The sequence below is a fragment of the Dokdonella sp. genome (genome assembly GCF_041395345.1).
Classification (GTDB): domain Bacteria; phylum Pseudomonadota; class Gammaproteobacteria; order Xanthomonadales; family Rhodanobacteraceae; genus Dokdonella.
This window is the reverse complement of the sequence record NZ_JAWLAR010000001.1, coordinates 381,690-399,767: the sequence shown is the minus strand read 5'-3', so window position 1 is coordinate 399,767 and position 18,078 is coordinate 381,690. Positions and strand designations below refer to the sequence as shown.

Sequence of the window (18,078 nt, the reverse complement as noted above, 5' to 3'; positions counted from 1 at the left end):
AGTGTGTATCCGCCCGACACGTGCTCGACTGTCGCTGACGAATCCGGTCGGAAACCATAAGCGTTGCTTCCTTCGTACTTTGACGGACGCTCGGTAGAGGCAAGTCCTCCTCGAGCACAACAAGATCAAACCCCATATCCGAGTCCATTCAGCCGCCCCCACCTAAACTCGCCGAGTCCACTGCCACCCTTGCCGAGAGCCCCCGCAATGAAAACCCTCGTTGCCCTGATCCTGATCACACCTCTGGCCGCCTGCAGCTGGGGCATCAAGCTCGATTCCGCAGGGCGTGAAGTGCGTGTTGCCTGGAATGACGATGTCAGCGGCTGTCGCGACCTCGGCAAGATCACCGTATCGGTGCTCGACAAGGTCGGGCCCGTGGACCGCAGCCAGATCAAGATCAATGACGAACTTGAAGTCATGGCGCGCAACGAAGCGGCCGGCATGCAGGCCGACACGATCAAGCCACTCGGCGATGCCGCCAACGGTGAGCAGAGTTGGGGGGCGTATGCCTGCCAGTCCGGCGACGCAGCATCCGCTGGCACCAGACCCGCGCCTTCGAACGATACCGTGGAAACCTTTCCAATCAAGGAACAGTGAAGGCCGGGGAATTTCCGGGCGTCCGACGTCACGGTTTCGCCTGCCCGTACTCGAAATTGATCCTGCACTGCTGCACACTCCAGTCCAGGGGGTGCCGCCAAGCGGCACGATGACGAGCACAGTGTCTACAGCATGCAGATTCTTCTGACTGGAGCCAGCGGATTTCTCGGCCGCAGCATTGCCGCCGCGATGGTGGGCGGCGGCCACAAGGTGCGCGCGCTGGTGCGTGCCGAAAGTCGTGAACTCGCCGAACTCGGCGTCGAGCAGAAACATGGTCAGGCCAGCGCGTTCGAAGACGTCTGTGCCGCTGCAGACGGCTGCGAAGCCATCGTGCATTCGGCTGGCTGCAGCGATCCGCTCGCCAGCATCGAGACCCTGCATGAAGCCAATGTGCGCACGACCGACTGCATGCTCGGCGCCTGCGAACTGGTCGGAGTACCGCGTCTGCTGCTGACATCCTGCGCCAACGTGGTGGTGGGTCAGGTAGACCTGGCTGGGGTGGACGAGAGTCAGGCCTATCCCGATCGCTGGACGTCGGCCTACCCGCATACCAAGGCTCTGGCCGAGCAGCGTGTACTGGCCGCCAACAGTTCCGAGTTGGGCACCTGCGTACTGCGTCCGCATCTGCTCTGGGGCGCGGGCGAAAGGCGAATCCTTCCTGCCCTGCTCGATCTGGCCCGACGCGGCAAGCTGCGACTGTTCGGTGAGCCGGACTGCAAGATCGATCCATGCCATATCGAGAACGCGGCGGTCGCTCATGTCCTCGCCATCGACAAGCTGGCCCCGGGTTCTGCGATCGCCGGAAAGGCCTATTTCATCGGCCAGGGCGAACCGATCAGCATCGAGAATTTTCTCAATGCGCTGTTGCGTGCAGGGGGCTTTCCACCCGAGAAGCGCCGCATGTCTTCACTCAGTGCGCGTGCCCTGGCGACTGCGGCCCGTGCCGGCTCCGACAGCACTTCACCCCTGATCAACCCCTACCTGCTTGAACTTTTCAGCCACGCAAGCTGGTTCAATCTGGCCGCGGCCAAGCGTGATCTCGGCTACACGCCCAAACTCAGTACCGCCGAAGGCATGAGTCGCCTGTTCACGGCATTGACCCGTTCGCGCATGCAGAACCGGACCCCTTGAGTCCGCCGGAGTCTCTGCGCCGCTCTGGCAGCGTCCGGGCTAGAATGTGCCGATGACGATTTCCGACCCTGCCGAAACGCAACGCGCACCGAACCCGATCCTGCAGATGCTCGGACGAGGACTTGAGAGGGCGCTCAATCACGCATTGAGCCTGGATCCTGAAACCCGATCCGCCCTGACCAAGCTCGATGGGCGTGCCGTGACAGTGGAATTCCGCGGCAGCGGACTGGCCCTGCGCCTGGTGGTCGACGGCGAGCGCCTCGCTGTTGGCCCCGCCTTCGCGGGCGACAGCCAGCTGCGTGTATCGGCCACACCCGGCAGCCTGCTTGGCATGGCATTTTCACGTCTGCGCGGTGATTCCGATGCGGCCGTTCCGCCGGGCCAGGTCGAGATTGCCGGCGATGCCGAGCTCGCGCGGCGCCTGGAGCGCCTCGCCACGCGTTTCGAACCCGATATCGACGAAGCGTTCGCGCGAGTGTTCGGCGATGTGGTCGGATTCCAGATCGCCCGCCTGTTCCGGCGTGCCTTCACGGTCGCACGAGAAAGCGCCCGTTCGCTGGTTCGCGACGGCGCCGACTATCTGGTCGAGGAGAGCCGCGACCTCATTGCGAAACCGGAGATGGAAGAATTCCTCGACGAGGTCGACGCATTGCGCGAACGCGGTGATCGCCTCGAAGCGCGCATCCGTCGGCTGGATCCGGCGCTGCGCGCATGAGGAAGTCCCTGCGCTCACTGCCGCGCCTGCTGCGCATCGCCGCGGTGATCGTGCGTTACCGGCTTGATGATGTCATCGACGAATCCCATCGCTTTCGCCTGTTGCGCTGGGCACGCCTGGTCGTACGCCGCGCGCCCGCCGAGGTGGCCGCTTTGCCGCGCGGAAAGCGCCTGGTCCTCGCGCTGACCGAGCTCGGCCCGATTTTCGTCAAGTTCGGCCAGATTCTCTCGACCCGACGCGACCTTCTGCCGGCCGATATCGCCGACCAGCTGACCGCCCTGCAGGACAGGGTCGCTCCGTTTCCGGGCGCACAGGCGCGTGCGGCGATCGAGTCGTCGTTGGGGGCCGGAATCGCGGAGCGCTATGCGCAATTCGACGAGAAACCGCTGGCGTCTGCCTCGATAGCCCAGGTCCATGCCGCACAATTGCCGGACGGGCGGGAGGTCGTCGTCAAGGTGCTGCGCCCGGATATCCACGCACGTATCGAAAGTGACATCGACCTGCTTCGCTCCCTCGGCGAAATCGTTGAGCGCGTGCATCCTCGCGCCGACAAGATCCGTCCGCTGGCCGTCGTTGCAGAAATCGAGACGACGCTCCGCAACGAGCTGGACCTGCAGCGCGAAGGCGCCAACGCCAGCCTGCTGCGACGCAATTTTCTCGACTCCGATGATCTCTATGTGCCCGAGGTGATCTGGTCGCATACCCACGTGGGCGTGCTCACCCTGGAACGCGTGCGCGGCATTCCGGTCGATGACCTGGCCACCCTGGATGCCGCCGGCATTGATCGTGTGCGCCTTGCCGAAAAGGGTGTGCAGCTGTTCTATACCGAAGTGTTCCGCGACAACTTCTTCCACGCCGATGCGCATGCGGGCAATATCTGGGTGGATGCCTCGCGACCGCAGAATCCGCGCTTCATCGTGCTGGACTTCGGCATCATGGGCACCTTGCCGGAAAAGGATCAGTACTGGCTCGCCGAGAATTTTCTGGCCCTGTTCAGCCAGGACTACAAGCGCATCGCCGAGCTGCACCTGCGCGCCGGCTGGATGCCTGCCGACGTGCGCATGGATGAGCTCGAATCGGCCATTCGCACCATCTGCGAGCCGTATTTCACACGCCCGTTGAGTGAAATCTCGCTGGCCGAGGTGGTCGTCAAGCTGTTCCAGATGGCGCAGCGCTATCAGCTCACCCTGCAGCCGCAACTGATCCTGATGCAAAAGACCCTGCTCAATATCGAGGGGGTTGGCCGACTGCTGCATCCTGAAATCGACATCTGGGCGACCGCGCGCCCGGTACTGGAGCGTATCTGGCAGAAGCAGCGCGGCCCGAAGATGTTCCTCAAGCGTCTGCGCCAACGCGTGCCGGAGTGGCTGGCCGCAGCACCCGACATGCCGCAACTGATGCACAGCTATCTCGATCAGGTGACCAGCGGCTCGCTGCAGCTGCACATTGCCTCGGAGGATCTGCGCAAGCTCGAGGCAAACTCGCGACGCAGTGCAAGGATCGCCGTGCCCCTCGTGCTCGGCGCCACCCTGGCGATCTGTGCCGTGTTGCTGCAGATACTGGACAGCCAGGTGCCGCGCTGGTCCGGCGTTTCGATCGGCGCAGCGGGCCTGGCGCTGGGCGCGGTGGTCGGTTTCATCGCAGCGTTTCGCTCACGCTGACGGATACCGACTCCACCATGATCCTCCACTGCGACGAGCATCTCGTCGTCGTCAACAAGCCGGCCGGCATGCCTGTGCATCGCAGCCGCATGGTCAACGACGATGACGCCTATCTGATCGATGTGCTACGCGATCAACTCGGTGGTCGGCTGCATCTGATCCATCGACTTGATCGCGCCACCAGCGGCGTGCTGCTGATCGGTCGCAACAGCGAAATCGCCGGCACCCTGGGCCGGCAGTTCATGCAGCGCGATGTCGAGAAGACCTATCTCGGCGTCTGTCGCGGCTGGCCGGAAGAAACGGGTGAGCTCGACTACGCCCTTCCCGGCGTGCGCGAGAACAGTGACCGCAAACCGGCACTGACGCGTTGGAAGCGACTGCATACCACGGAAGTACCGATCGCGATCAACCGCTACCCACAGCAGCGTTATGCCCTCGTGGAGATCTCGCCCGAAACCGGCCGTTACCGGCAGATCCGTCGCCACTTCGCGCATCTGCGCCATCCCCTGATCGGCGATACCAGCCATGGCCGCACCGAGCACAACCGGCTGTTCAAGCAGCATTTCGGTGTGCACCGGTTGCTCCTGCACGCGTGGCGCCTGCGGTTCGAGCATCCTGTCGAGCAGCGACGCATGACAATCGAAGCACCTCTGGATGCCGAATACACCGGTTTGCTGCAGCGCTTCGAGTGGCGCCTGCCGAGCGAAAAACAAGAATCGTAGGGGAGGGTCTCAGACCCTCCCGCTTCTACGGGAATCCGGCGACCAAGCCAGGAGCGGGCGAGTCTGAGACTCGCCCCTACGAGTCCTCTTCGAAATGGATGTGGTTCGGGAAACTCTGCGTCATCCGCAGTTGACCCCTCCTCCACCATCATTCGCCCCACCCCGCTAGAATAGCCGCATGCTCGAAATCGACGCCCAGCTTGAAATCCCCGACGACGAACTGGTCGAGCGCTTCGTGCGCTCGTCCGGCCCGGGCGGGCAGAACGTCAATAAGGTCGCCAGTGCGGTCGAGTTGCGTTTTGACGTGGCGAACTCGCCGTCGATACCCGAGCCCTTGCGCGAGCGCCTGCTGGCACGGCGTGACCGCCGCCTGACCGACGATGGCGTACTCGTCATCCAGGCCAACCGCTTTCGCGACCAGGCCAAGAATCGGGACGACGCTCGGGCGCGCCTTGCCGAAGTGATCCGCGCCGCGCAGTTCGTGCCGAAAAAGCGCGTGGCAACACGTCCGACGCGCGCATCGAAGGAGCGCCGGATCAGTGCCAAGAAGAAGCGCGCGACGATCAAGTCCGGACGTGGCGCGCAGAACTGGAGCAGTGATTGAAGACTTCCGCGCTGCCGGCTCGCCTGCCACCTTCCGTGCCCCAGTTCGCACCAAGTGCATGGCGTCGTTTCATGGGCCGTCTGTTTGTCGGCTGTGGCTGGCAGCTGGCCGGCGAGATGCCTGACGTGCCGCGGGCGATCCTGATCGCCGCGCCGCATTCCTCGTGGTGGGACGGCGTCTGGGGCCTGGGGGTCAAGATCGCGATCGGTGCCGATGTCTCGTTCATGGCCAAGCGCGAACTGTTTTTCTGGCCGCTGGGCTGGTTCCTGCGCAAGCTCGGCGGCATCCCGATCGAGCGCAGCGCGACCCGCGGCGTCGTCGAGCAGATGGCCGCACGCCTGCGTGACAGCACTCAGCTCTGGATCGGCATCGCACCGGAAGGCACACGCAAGAAGGTCTCCAAGTGGAAAACCGGTTTCTGGCACATCGCCCGCAAGGCCGATGTGCCGATCGTGCTGGTGTACTTTCACTATCCCGAGCGTACCATCGGATTCGGCCCCCTGTTCCACACCACCGATGACATGGAAGCCGACCTCGACCGCCTGCGCGATTTCTATGCGCCGTGGCGCGGCAAGTACCGCAGCATCGGGTGATTCAGATCAGGGTCATTCGACTGCGCTAGTGTCCACTGCTTGACCATCCATGCAGAGGGAATCGCAACCCATGAGTACACGCATCCTTGGCCTCTCCGGAAGCCTGCGTCGCAAATCGCTCAACACCGCCTTGCTGCGCGCGGCGCAAACGCTGATGCCCGAGGGCGATGCCCTCGAGGCCGCGACCCTGCATGGCATTCCACTCTACGACGGAGATGTCGAGGCGCAGGATGGCATTCCATCGGCCGTTGACGAGCTCAAGGAGAAGATCGTTGCCAGCGACGGAGTGCTGCTGGTGACACCCGAATACAACAACAGCATGCCCGGTGTGTTCAAGAACGCGATCGACTGGTTGTCGCGACCACCGGACGATGCGGCACGCATCTTCAAGGGCCGTGCGGTCGCCGTGATCGGCGCTTCGCCAGGCGGTTTCGGGACCATCCTCTCGCAGAACGCATGGTTGCCCGTGCTGCGCACGCTCGGCGTCCGGCACTGGGCCGAAGGCCGCCTGATGGTCTCGCGCGCCGGCAAGGCATTCAACGAGGAAGGCGAGCTGGTCGACGAAAACACCCGAGAGCAGTTGCGCAAGTTCCTCGCCGGCTTCGTGGACTTTGCGGCGAACAATGCCTGAGGGCTTGGCCGCTCCAGGCTTCGGGAGCATTTGACCGACCGGTGGCTGCCACTGGCTCTGGGGGAGGGACCCGCCGTTTCTGCTTTCTCCCGCCGCACTGCGGACGCATTTGAGCCATGGAGACCCGCTGGGTAGGATTGCTCGGATACACGGGTGATTGTTTGGGGCGGCAATGGCGCTCCTGACGAACCAACGGTGAATTCCGACCTGCTAGAGTTCACCCATGTCCGCCCCCGAACAATCCGCCATGATTCTGTTGCGCAACGCCGAGGTGTTCGCGCCGGAGCCGTTGGGCCGCCGGCATCTCCTCATCGGTGGCGGCCGCATCCTCGCCGTCCTGGCTGCCGATGCGGATGCTCCGCATGGCATGCCCATCGAGGTCATTGATCTCGATGGCGCGCGCCTTCTCCCCGGCTTCATCGATGGCCATGTACATGTAACGGGCGGGGGCGGCGAAGGCGGCTTTGCCACGCGCATCTCGCCGCTGCCGCTGAGCCGATACACGCACAGCGGGGTGACCTCGGTGATCGGCCTGCTCGGCACCGACGATTGCGCACGCAGCACGCGCGAACTGGTGGCCAGCCTGCTCGCCCTGCGCGAACAGGGGCTGGGCGCCTGGGGCTACTGCGGCGGCTATCATCTGCCGCCAACGACACTGACCGGAAGCGTGCGCGGCGATATCGCCTTTGTCGATCCGCTGATTGGCGTCGGCGAACTCGCCATCAGCGACCACCGCAGCAGCCAGCCGAGTCTCGACGAATTGCTGCGCATCGCCTCCGAGGCCCATGTCGGCGGACTCATGAGCGGCAAGGCCGGCATCGTCCATTTGCACCTGGGCGATGGGCCGCGCGGGCTCGATCTTGTCCGTCGCGCCGTGGCCGAAACCGAGCTGCCGGCACGCGTATTCAATCCGACCCACGTCAACCGTCGCCGAGCCCTTTTCGAGGAAGCCGTCGAGCTCGCCGGAAAGGGCTGCCACGTTGATATCACCGCGTTCCCGGTCGAGGACGGTGAGGATGCCTGGAGTGCGGCCGATGCGCTGCAGCGCTATCTGGACTCCGGCGCACCTCCTCGTTGCGTGACGGTCAGTTCCGATGCCGGCGGCTGTCTGCCGTGCTTTGATGGGGAAGGTCGGCTCAGCCACATGGATGTCGGCACGCCGGGAGCATTGCTGGTCACGCTCCAGGAACTGCTGGGCCGTGGCTTGCCGCTGGAGCGTATCCTTCCGGCCTTCACCAGCAATGTCGCGAGCCTGCTGCGCCTGCCGCGCAAGGGGAGCATTGCCGTCGGCAGCGATGCCGACCTGCTGGTTCTCGACGACAATGCGGTTCTCCGGGACGTCATGCTAGGGGGTGAGTGGCACCTGCGCGACGGCGCGTCCCTGCGACGCGGGCCTTTTGAACCGGTACCATCCGCAACCCACGACAAGACTGGTTCGAATTGATGTGTCCAAGCAAGGTGGCAGACGGTGAAGAGCGCGGCTGGATCATTCCGATTGGCGGCGCCGAGGAAAAGGAGAACGATCCTCGCATCCTGAGCCGTTTCGTTGATCTTTGCGGTGGCGAAGAGGCCGACATCGTTGTTCTGCCGACGGCCAGCCGAATGCTCGATACCGGTCCGCGATATGAGCAGATTTTCCGTGATCTCGGCGCTGCGCAGGTCGAGTCGATCGAATTCGACACACGACGCGATTGCGAGGAAAAGGGCCGGCTCGAACGCATCGAACGCGCCAGCGGCATCTTCTTCACCGGCGGCAACCAGTTGCGCATCACCACCCTGCTTGGCGGCACTCCGGTGGCCAAGCTGATCCGCCAGCGCAACGCCACCGGCGTGCATGTGGCCGGCACCAGTGCCGGCGCGGCCATACTCAGCGAACACATGATCGCCTTCGGCGAGGAAGGCGGCTCGCCGCGCGCCGGCAGCGTACGTCTGGCGCCGGGGCTTGGCCTGACCAACCGCTTCATCATCGACCAGCATTTCCGCCAGCGCGACCGCCTCGGCCGCCTGGCCACGGCGCTGGCCTTCAACCCCTTCGCCATCGGTATCGGTCTCGACGAGGATACCGCCGCCTTTATCGGACCGGACAACACGCTGGAAGTCGAGGGCAGTGGCTCGGTTACCGTCGTCGACGCCGCCGACCTCCAGTTCTCGTCGATGGACCGCGCGGATGAAGGCGACGCCGTCTGCCTGCTCGGCCTCGGCGTGCACATGCTCGTACATGGCGCTACCTTTAATCTGCACACGCGTCGTGCCGGAGCCGGAACGCTGATCTCTGCCAAGGAGTAATCGCAATGCGCATTCTCGATCGTTCGGTGTATGTCGGCCCCTCGGCGTATGCGCATTTCCCGGTTATCCGCCTGATTCTCGACCTCGAAGCACTCGAATCCTGGCCCACCGGCAAGCTCGGCGCGGCTTATGTCGACGCCCTTGTCGAAGCCCTTCCAGGTCTTGCCGAACACGGCTGTTCGTACCGTGAGCCGGGCGGTTTCATACGACGCATGAAGGAAGACGAAGGCACCTGGCTCGGCCACGTCCTCGAACATGTCGCGATCGAACTGCAGAACATCGCCGGCGAGGACGTCACCTTCGGCAAGACGCGCAGCATCGATGACCGACCCGGCGTCTATTCGGTGGTCTACGAATACGCCCAGCGCGAGGAAGGTATCGCTGCGGGCGAACTGGCCCAGCGCCTGCTCTGCTCGCTGTTGCCGGCCGAGATCCGACCCGCCGACATCGTGCCCGAGGACTGGAACTGGCCGGAAGCGCGTGACGCCTTCATCCGCTATGCGCAGCGTCGTGCACTCGGTCCGTCGACAGCTTCGCTGGTCAAGGCAGCCGAGGAGCGCAATATTCCGTGGCTACGCCTGAACGACCAGTCACTCGTCCAGCTGGGGCATGGCAAGTTCCAGCAACGCATCCAGGCCACGATCACGGGGCGCACCTCGCAGATCGCGGTCGAATTGGCCGGCGACAAGGAGGAAACCAACAAGATCCTCGGTTCGCTCGGCCTGCCGGTGCCGCGCCAGGAACTCGTGCAGTCGTCCGAACAGGCGCAGCGAGCGGCGCGCAGGCTTGGCTATCCAGTCGTGACCAAGCCTTACAACGGCAACCATGGTCGCGGCATTTCGATTCGCCTGAACACTGATCTCGAGGTGGCCGCAGGATTCGCCAAGGCCCGCGAGCACTCGCGATCGGTCATAGTCGAGACCTTCCTTGAGGGCGATGACCATCGCCTGCTCGTGGTCAACGGCGAACTCGTTGCGGCGACGCGACGCACGCCGGGTCATGTGATCGGCGATGGCAAGCACACGATCGCCGAGCTGGTCGAGATCGTGAACCAGGATCCGCGTCGCGGCGTCGGGCACGAAAAAGTACTCACCCGACTTGAACTCGATTCCCAGGCCGAAATGATGATGGCGCGCGCCGAAGTCACCGCCGACAGCGTGCCGGCCGAAGGCCAGGTCATCCACCTGCGTTCGACGGCCAACCTTTCCACCGGCGGCACGGCCACCGATGTCACCGACGTGATCCACCCCGACAACCGCGACATGGCGGTGCGTGCGATCCGCGCAATCGGGCTCGATGTCGGCGGCGTGGATTTCCTGACCACCAATATCACCGAAAGCTACAAGTCGATCGGCGGCGGCATCTGCGAGTGCAATGCCGCACCGGGCTTCCGCATGCATGTCGCCCCGAGCGAAGGCAAGTCGCGCGACGTTGCCGGTCCGGTCATCGACATGCTGTTCCCGACGGGTACGCCCTCGCGCGTTCCGATCGCCGCGCTCACCGGCACCAACGGCAAGACCACTACGGCACGCATGCTTGCGCATATCGCCAAGATGGCCGGCTATACGCCTGGGCTGACCACCACCGACGGCGTCTACATCGATGGTCAGCGAACGGTCGAAGGCGACATGACCGGCCCGGTTTCCGCGCGCATGGTGCTGGCCGATCCCCAGATCGATTTTGCCGTGCTCGAAACCGCGCGCGGAGGCCTGCTGCGCGCCGGCATGGGCGTGCCCAGGGTCGATGTCGGTGCAGTGCTCAACGTGCAGTCCGATCATCTCGGCATGAAGGGCATCGACACGCTCGAACAGCTGGCCGAGATCAAGCGCATCGTGGTCGAGGTTGCCGAAGAGTGCGCGGTGCTCAACGCGGATGATCCCAATGTGCTGAAGATGTCGGGCTACACCGATGCCAAGGTCATCTGCTACGTCACGATGAATCCGCAGCACGGCCTGGTCCGCGAGCATATCCGCGCCGGCGGTCGCGCCTGCGCGCTCGAAGCCGGCATCAACGGGCAGATGATCACGCTCTACGACAAGGGCAGCCACATTCCATTGCTGTGGACGCACCTGATCCCGGCCACCCTCGAAGGGCGCGCGATGCACAATGTGCAGAACGCGATGGTCGCCGCCGCGATGGCGTTCTCGATGGGCATCAGGCTCGATGCGATCCGCCAGGGACTGCGCACCTTCGACAGCACCTTCTTCCAGGCACCCGGACGCATGAACGTGTTCAGCGAACATCCGTTCAAGGTCCTGTTCGACTACGGCCACAATGCGCATGCAGTTGGCGTGATGGCGGATCTGGCCCAGCGCCTCGATGTCAGCGGTCGGCGCATCGTCGTGCTGGCCGGGCCCGGCGATCGTCGCGATCAGGATCTGCGCGAAATCGCCGACGCGGTCGCCGGCCGCTTCGACCACTACATCTGTCGCCGCGATGATTCGCTGCGCGGGCGCGAGCCGGACGAAGTACCGAAACTCCAGGCCGCGCGCCTGCGCGAGCTCGGCGTTTCCGAATCGGCGATCTCGATCATTCCCGATGAACAGGAGGCCATCGATGCCGGCCTCGGCATGAGTGAATCCGGCGATCTCCTGCTGATCTTCGCCGATGCCCTCGTTCGTTCGTGGAAGCAGGTGATCAAGTTCAGGCCAAAAGGAGTGCCGGAAGCTCCAGTGGTCGAAACACCGCCTGCGCCTCAAGCCGCGCACGCAGTTGCCGTCGCGGAGCAAGCGTTCGTTCCCAGCGAATGGGACGGCGTCGTGCGCGACGAGCGCGGCATCCATCTCTCGCGGGAGCAGGACGACTGAGCGCCATCGTTTCCCTTTCCTTCGAGGACTCGCGTCGGCTGACCGGACCCAACCTCTACTTCGCCGAGCCCGGCGCAGTGCTGGAGGCGGTCGGCGAAGTCGCCGACAGCGCCGTCGCGGCGTGGCGCGCAAACATCGCCACGATGCGCGAGCATCTGGGCTGGCCCGAAGCGACGCTGTGCGTGCGGGCGCATCGTGGCGGCATGGCGCTTGCGTTCGCGGCCCCGATCGACCAGTTGTTCACGGCCACCGAAGTCAATGAGTGGGCCTGGATGGCGGCGATCGGCAAGACCGAGTTGTTCGCGCCCGGCCATCCGCACGGCACCGATCCGGATTCGGCATTGCAGATGCTGCTGCGCCATTCGGCCGCCGAGCGACGCCCGGACCTGTTCGCCCTGATCGAGATCGCAAGCAAGCGCGGAGTGCCGGTGCTGCTCGACGATGACTGCCTCAGCATCGGCTCCGGCAAGCGCAGCCAGATCTGGCCGCTGGCCGCGCTGCCGCATCCTGATACTGTCGCATGGAGCCGGCTGGGCGGCATCCCCACCGCCCTGGTGACCGGTTCCAACGGCAAGACCACGACCGTGCGTTTACTCGCAGCGATGCTGAACGCGCATGGCCTGCGCTGTGGTTTCAGTTGCACCGATGGCGTGTTCATTGACGGTCGCATGCTCGAGGCCGGTGACTATTCCGGCCCGGCCGGTGCGCGCAGCGTGCTTCGTGCACCGGTCGAAGCCGCCATTCTCGAAACCGCGCGCGGCGGCCTGCTCCGGCGCGGCCTCGCGGTCGGTCGGGCGGATGCGGCTATTGTCACCAATATCAGTGACGATCACTTCGGTGAATACGGCATCGACGATCTCGAAGGCCTGACCGACGCCAAGCTGATCGTGGCCCGCGCGCTCGATCCACGCGGCACGCTCGTGCTCAACGCCGACAACGAACTGTTGCGCAAGCGCGCACAAGGCCAGCCCTGCCGAGTGGCCTGGTTCTCGCTCGACGACAGTCACCCGCTGCTGCGCAGTCATCGGGCGAATGGCGGTACGACCTGCGGCGTTCTGGACAATCGCCTCTGGCTCAGCCATGGCGACGCGCGTCTTGATCTCGGCGCGGTCAGCATGATGCCGCTCAGCGCAAATGGCCACGCTGCCTACAATATTTCCAACATCGCAGGCGCGAGCTTGCTGGCTGACGCGCTGGGAGTCCCCGCTACAACCATCAGCGATGTAGTGCTTCGGTTCGGCCTGGGTCGCGAGGACAATCCCGGTCGACTCGAACGCTGGCAGTTCGGCGGCATCAGCGTTCTGATGGACTATGCGCACAACCCGGAAGGACTGCACGGTCTGCTTTCGATCGCCCGGGCGCTGGGCGGCTCCGGTCGCCTGGGCCTGATCCTCGGCCAGGCCGGCAATCGCGGCAACACCGAAATCCGCTCCCTCGCCGCGATGGCGGCCAGGTTCGAACCGGCCATCGTCGTGCTCAAGGAGATGCAAGGCTTCATGCGCGGACGTGCCAGAGCCGAAGTGGCGCAGCTACTGCGCGACGCGCTGCTTGCACTCGGAATGACGCCCGAATCCCTGCCCATGATGCCCAGTGAACAGGCCGCAGCGCGCGAGGCTCTGGCCTGGGCACGACCCGGCGACACGATCGTCCTGCCGGTTCACGAGAGAGCGGCAAGGGATGCGGTCAGGCGATTACTCGATCATCTGGAGGAGACCGGTTGGCAAGCCGGTCAAGCGTTACCCGGCACTTCGTAGGAAACGGCTTCAGCCGTGATGCTCTCCTTTCACGGGCCGAAAGGCATCGAGCCTGAAGGCTTCTCCTGGGGCTTCATTAGCCGAATGGCTGGTAAAGACCGATAGACGACGCGGGGTTTCGACCACCGTCCTCGCGCTGCTGCTTCGTTGTTGACTTCAGTCGCGATACTCTTGACCCGGGTTGCAGAAACGCATCGCGACTGAAATCTGCTCCTACGGTTTGCTCCTGCGGTCTGCTCCTGCACGACGCAAGTTCCGGTCTCAGCGACTCTTCGATGATTTGTAGGGGCGGGTCTCAGACCCGCCCGCTCCATGCTTCTCAAGCAATCAGGGAAAAAACGGAAGGGTCTTGGACCCTCCCCTACACATGAACCGGCGATCATCGCCCGTTGCAGGAGAGTGCAGGAACGCACCTACTCCTTGTGCGTCTTTATCGAAAGCCCTTCCGCCGTATTGCTGAGGATCTCGAGATCGATGTTCGGCTGGCGACTGCGCCGCTTGATCAGCACATCTTCGCCATCGTCAATCTCGATCTTGTAGCGCTCGCCCAGGGCTGAGCTCTTGATCGCCTTGCGGATCATTCGGGCCGCACTGTTTTCGCGGGTGCCCTTCGGAATGTTCACCGTGACTTCCACCGCATCCTGGCCTTCTGGGGTCAGGCGCAACACGATGACTCCCGCTTCCTTGGCCTTGTGATTGCACTTGATGCGCCACTTGTTGGACGGGCTGGCCGAGGCCGCCGTGGCCAGCAGCACACCGAGCACGAAGACGGCCCATTTCTGCAACAGGCGATGATTGATCGAGTGGGTCATGGCGCGCTCCTCTGCTTCCTGTTCCGGTTGATTTGACTGCGTCGAACTTTACTTTGACCCGGGTTGAAACGCGACTCGGGTCAGCTTTGCGCCGATTGTTCCAATTGGTGAACAATCTGTCCTCAAGCGATGGCCTACTGTCGACGCCGGTCAGGCCCTATTGTGGGTGCATCGAAGACGCTGCAGCACGCGCGTCCACCGGGAGATGAGCATGAAGAAGATACTGGCAGTCCAGGATGCGCCGGCGCCCCACTGGGTCGGAGACGGCTTTCCGGCGCGATCCATGTTTTCCTATCACAGTCACGCCGCACAGCTGAGCCCGTTCCTGTTGCTCGACTATGCAGGCCCGATGAAGTTCGAGCCGGCGACGCGCCCGCGCGGCGTCGGCCAGCATCCGCATCGCGGCTTCGAGACGGTCACCATCGTCTACAAGGGTGAGGTCGAGCACAAGGATTCCACCGGTGCCGGCGGCAAGATCGGCCCGGGCGACGTGCAGTGGATGACCGCGGCCTCGGGCATCCTGCACGAGGAATTCCATTCCCGGGAATTCACGCGCGAAGGCGGCGTGCTCGAAATGGTCCAGCTCTGGGTCAACCTGCCGGCAAAGGACAAGATGTCACCGCCGCGCTACCAGACCCTGCTCGATCGGGAAATTCCGGTTGTCGAACTGGCCGATAACGCGGGCAAGGTTCGCGTTATCGCCGGCGAGCACGCCGGGCAAAAAGGCCCTGCAAAAACGTTCACCCCGATCGATGTCTGGGATATCCGCCTCCATCGTGGTGGAACCGGCACGTTCGAGGTTCCACCCGGGCGCACGCTGGCGCTGATCGTGCTGCAGGGCACGATCATGGTCAACGCCGAAAGCGTCGCGCGCGAAGCGCAGATGGTCGTGCTTGGCCGCGATGGCGAGCAGGTTTCGATCGAAGCCAACACCGATGCCACGGTCCTGCTGCTGAGCGGAGAGCCGATCGCGGAACCGATCGCCGGCTATGGGCCGTTCGTGATGAACACGCAGGCCGAAATCCGCCAGGCCATGGATGACTTCAACAGCGGAAAGTTTGGCCAGATCTCACGCTGAAGGGAGCGAGCCGGGCCGCAAGGGCCCGGCAAGCACCTACGGGATCAGCGCGTAACCGGAAGTCTGCAGATCGGCCAGTGTTGTCATCGCCGACAAGGCCACCTGCACTTCACTGCGCACTTCGTCGCGTGCATAACCTGCGTGAACCATGGATTGGCCACAAAGATAGAACTCGACGCCCGCTTCATGCAGCGCGGCGAAGAGCGCCGAGTTCGGATTCGGTGAACCGAAACGTGCCTGGTAGGCGCTGTCGGTGAGTACGCTTGGCGTGGTCTTGCCGTGGATCACGACGGCGAGCTTGAGCCTGTCGGCTGGCACCTTGGCCATGGCATAGAGGTTGACTGCGCGGGCAGCCGCTTCGATGCGACGATTCTGTCCTGCGTCGTTGACATCTCCCGTTGTCGCGTCGATGACGACACGATGCATGACGCCCGTCGCCGGCAATGCGGCAGCGCCATCCAGCGCATACACGCCGCCGCCAGCCACAATGCGCGGAAACAGCAGGGGCGGTCTTGAGGGTTCCTTCGCCACCGTCCTCTCCGTCTCCGACTTGGCAAGCTGTTCGCGCACGGCAGGTTCCAGTCCCTTGAGTCCCCAGCTCGTGCCGAGCGCTATCGCATCCTCGGTGGACTTTCCGTGCAGGGTCGCAGCGCGCAGCGCGATCAGGGCGCCGACTCGATTGCTCGAACCGCAATGAATCAGCGTCGGTGCATTGCCCGAGGCGGTGACGAGCTCGTCGAAGCGCTCGACGTTCTCGCGAGTAAGGCCGCTGGCGCCATCAATGGGCAAGTTGCTATAACGCATGCCGGCTTCGCTGACGGCCGCTGCCTCGTCGAAGTCGGGCGTCTCTTCATCGTCGCTCAGATCAATGACGACTTCGATACCCGCCTGCAAGAGCGCGCCGATATCGTCGGCCCCGAGGCGACCGCTGGCGATGAAATTCGGCGCGTGTCGACTCATGTTGGGCAAGCCTTCGAGTGACTTGTGATCCAGAGTGGCTGCGGCCATCGCTGGCGTACAGAGCATGAGCATCGCTATCGGAACGAGCAGGCGCATGGGGGAATCCTCGAATGATTGTTTCAGGCACACCGCGTACGGCCGCCGCTGCATGGCGCTGTCACGGTAGCACCGATGTCTGGTAGCCGGCAGCCCGCGCGGCGAGCGCGGACCAGGCAGTTCAGCATCCGAAGGACGGGCGACGCTCAGTGTCCTGCCTCGGGCTCCGCGGTACCGCGGTCTGCCTGATCAGGCAGCTTGCTGCATCCCGGTTGGTCGCCAAGGCGCGCATTCAGTTCCAGACAGAGCTGTCGTGCCTCCTCGATGCGGCCGTCGCCCTCCAGCAGACGAGCCAGAGCCAGCGTAGCACCCGGATGCAGGGGCGAATGAGCCAGCGCGCGTTTGTACCAGGCCTCTCCTTCGTCGCGCCTGCCCACTTCGACGAGACGGTCGCCCACCAGCACGGCAAGCTCGGTGTAGTACGGCAGGATGTGCTGCTTCTCTTCCGCATAGCGACGCGTCATTGCCGCGTGGGCGTCGATCATGGCCTGGATGGACTGCTCCCGCTTGCCGGTCAGTTCCAGCGCTTCGGACAGGTTGATCAGCGCGCCCCAGGCGTCGGCATCCAGTCGCAGTGCGGTCCGATAGGCGTCGATCGCATCATCGAACTTCGACTGTGCTGCCAGAACCAGACCCAGTGCCCGGTAGCTGAGGCTGTCGCCGGGAGCAAGCGCAATCGCGCGCCGCGCAAGCAATTCGGCGCGCTCGAGAATCCGGGTTGCCGAGGGTTCCTGCAGGTGGCCATCGGCCAGCGATGCGGTCAGTGTCGAAAACGTTTCCGATCCGCCCGATGGCCTCGAAGGCCAGCGGATCTGGCGTTGGGTCAGGGCGTTGGCCAGCCCGCGCAAGGCCGCCACATTGTCGGGCTCTTTCGTCAGGATGCGCTCGTACAACTCGACTGCCGCTTCATTGCCTGCGCGCGAGTAGCGGTAGTAGAAATCGTCCGCACGCTCGACAACGGTGGAGTCAATCGAATCCGCCAAGTCGGGCGTCTCGGCTGAGTCGCCAAAAGACAAGGCAAGCGTGATCGCAATCGCAGCCGCAGCAAGGACAACGATGGCGACGCCCCAGCCGCGCCGCCCGGAGTGCGTGACATGGCGGTTCGGATGGGCGGATTTCTCCGCCATCGCCGGAATGCCAGGGCTGTCCCGGCGGGTCGACTCGTCTTCGGCAGTCGTCAGGGTCTCGACCGGCGCAATCAGTCGATAGCCGCGTTTGGGTAGCGTCTCGACGTAACGCGCCGCCTTGGCGTCGTCGCCGAGAGCTCGGCGCAACTTGAACATGGCGCGTGCCAATGCGTCGTCGGCGACGACAACATGTGGCCATACCGCTTCCAGTATTTGTTCGCGGCTTAGCACCTTGCCCGGGTGATCGGCCAGCAGGCGCAGCAAGTCCATGGTCTTGGGCTCGAGCCGTTCGACTTGATCACCGCTCTGTATTTCGCCCGTGCGTGCATCGGCGTGCCAGTCGCCAACGCGGAAGCGCTGCCTGGTTCCTTCGCAAGTTGTTGATGGTTCGTTCAAAATCTTTTGGTCAGGGATTCAGGAGGATTGCGTTCTGGCAGTGTGCCGGGGCAGTCTGTCTCATGCCAGTGCGTTTCGCCATCGACGCGGTTTCACGCACAGGAGATT

At 64.0% G+C, this 18,078-nt stretch carries 16 protein-coding genes; 13 read left to right on the top strand and 3 right to left on the bottom strand.

What is annotated here, in order from left to right; all coding sequences use genetic code 11:
• Nucleotides 1-207 precede the first annotated feature (207 nt).
• From R3F00_RS01905 to R3F00_RS01850, 12 genes are all read left to right on the top strand, one after another.
• Nucleotides 208-597 (top strand): DUF4156 domain-containing protein, encoded by a 390-nt coding sequence (locus R3F00_RS01905; protein WP_371279998.1) that lies wholly within the window; start codon nucleotides 208-210, stop codon nucleotides 595-597.
• Nucleotides 598-729: 132 nt separating this feature from the next.
• Nucleotides 730-1,728, top strand: coding sequence for an NAD-dependent epimerase/dehydratase family protein (locus R3F00_RS01900; RefSeq protein ID WP_371279997.1), 999 nt, complete (start codon nucleotides 730-732; stop codon nucleotides 1,726-1,728).
• A 52-nt stretch (nucleotides 1,729-1,780) separates the two neighbouring features.
• Nucleotides 1,781-2,443, top strand: a complete 663-nt coding sequence (locus R3F00_RS01895) for an SCP2 domain-containing protein (protein ID WP_371279996.1) — start codon at nucleotides 1,781-1,783, stop codon at nucleotides 2,441-2,443.
• Between the two features lie 8 nt (nucleotides 2,444-2,451).
• On the top strand, nucleotides 2,452-4,104 hold the full coding sequence (gene ubiB, locus R3F00_RS01890) for a ubiquinone biosynthesis regulatory protein kinase UbiB (protein ID WP_371280033.1): 1,653 nt from the start codon (nucleotides 2,452-2,454) through the stop codon (nucleotides 4,102-4,104).
• Between the two features lie 17 nt (nucleotides 4,105-4,121).
• Nucleotides 4,122-4,826: a pseudouridine synthase gene (locus R3F00_RS01885; RefSeq protein WP_371279995.1), complete on the top strand. Its 705-nt coding sequence runs from the start codon at nucleotides 4,122-4,124 to the stop codon at nucleotides 4,824-4,826.
• 178 nt (nucleotides 4,827-5,004) lie between these two features.
• Nucleotides 5,005-5,430: an alternative ribosome rescue aminoacyl-tRNA hydrolase ArfB gene (gene arfB / locus R3F00_RS01880; RefSeq protein ID WP_371279994.1), complete on the top strand. Its 426-nt coding sequence runs from the start codon at nucleotides 5,005-5,007 to the stop codon at nucleotides 5,428-5,430.
• A 71-nt stretch (nucleotides 5,431-5,501) separates the two neighbouring features.
• Nucleotides 5,502-6,023 carry a lysophospholipid acyltransferase family protein gene (locus tag R3F00_RS01875; protein ID WP_371280032.1) on the top strand — a complete coding sequence of 174 codons (522 nt, stop codon included), beginning with the start codon at nucleotides 5,502-5,504 and terminating at the stop codon, nucleotides 6,021-6,023.
• A gap of 70 nt (nucleotides 6,024-6,093) precedes the next feature.
• Nucleotides 6,094-6,654, top strand: a complete 561-nt coding sequence (locus tag R3F00_RS01870; RefSeq protein WP_371279993.1) for an NADPH-dependent FMN reductase — start codon at nucleotides 6,094-6,096, stop codon at nucleotides 6,652-6,654.
• Between the two features lie 223 nt (nucleotides 6,655-6,877).
• A complete protein-coding gene (gene iadA / locus R3F00_RS01865; protein WP_371279992.1) occupies nucleotides 6,878-8,098 on the top strand; it encodes a beta-aspartyl-peptidase in 1,221 nt (406 codons plus the stop codon).
• Entirely contained in the window at nucleotides 8,098-8,940 is an 843-nt protein-coding gene (locus tag R3F00_RS01860; RefSeq protein WP_371279991.1) for a cyanophycinase, read from the top strand. Before iadA ends, R3F00_RS01860 begins: the two co-directional genes overlap by 1 nt.
• A 5-nt stretch (nucleotides 8,941-8,945) precedes the next feature.
• On the top strand, nucleotides 8,946-11,747 hold the full coding sequence (cphA, locus tag R3F00_RS01855; protein WP_371279990.1) for a cyanophycin synthetase: 2,802 nt from the start codon (nucleotides 8,946-8,948) through the stop codon (nucleotides 11,745-11,747).
• On the top strand, nucleotides 11,687-13,501 hold the full coding sequence (locus R3F00_RS01850; protein WP_371279989.1) for a Mur ligase family protein: 1,815 nt from the start codon (nucleotides 11,687-11,689) through the stop codon (nucleotides 13,499-13,501). The genes cphA and R3F00_RS01850 overlap by 61 nt, the downstream gene beginning before the upstream one ends.
• A 413-nt stretch (nucleotides 13,502-13,914) precedes the next feature.
• Here R3F00_RS01850 and R3F00_RS01845 read toward each other — a convergent pair whose 3' ends face one another.
• On the bottom strand, nucleotides 13,915-14,313 hold the full coding sequence (locus R3F00_RS01845) for a hypothetical protein (protein ID WP_371279988.1): 399 nt from the start codon (nucleotides 14,311-14,313) through the stop codon (nucleotides 13,915-13,917).
• A 211-nt stretch (nucleotides 14,314-14,524) separates the two neighbouring features.
• On the opposite strand from R3F00_RS01845, the gene R3F00_RS01840 reads away from it, so the two are divergent.
• On the top strand, nucleotides 14,525-15,391 hold the full coding sequence (locus tag R3F00_RS01840; RefSeq protein WP_371279987.1) for a pirin family protein: 867 nt from the start codon (nucleotides 14,525-14,527) through the stop codon (nucleotides 15,389-15,391).
• A gap of 36 nt (nucleotides 15,392-15,427) precedes the next feature.
• Here the strand turns inward: R3F00_RS01840 and R3F00_RS01835 are convergent, their stop codons facing one another.
• Both R3F00_RS01835 and R3F00_RS01830 read right to left on the bottom strand, forming a co-directional pair.
• Nucleotides 15,428-16,447 carry a DsrE family protein gene (locus R3F00_RS01835; protein ID WP_371279986.1) on the bottom strand — a complete coding sequence of 340 codons (1,020 nt, stop codon included), beginning with the start codon at nucleotides 16,445-16,447 and terminating at the stop codon, nucleotides 15,428-15,430.
• Nucleotides 16,448-16,593: 146 nt separating this feature from the next.
• Complete coding sequence (locus tag R3F00_RS01830) at nucleotides 16,594-17,970, bottom strand: winged helix-turn-helix domain-containing protein (protein WP_371279985.1); 1,377 nt, start codon at nucleotides 17,968-17,970, stop codon at nucleotides 16,594-16,596.
• Between the last annotated feature and the right edge of the window lie 108 nt (nucleotides 17,971-18,078).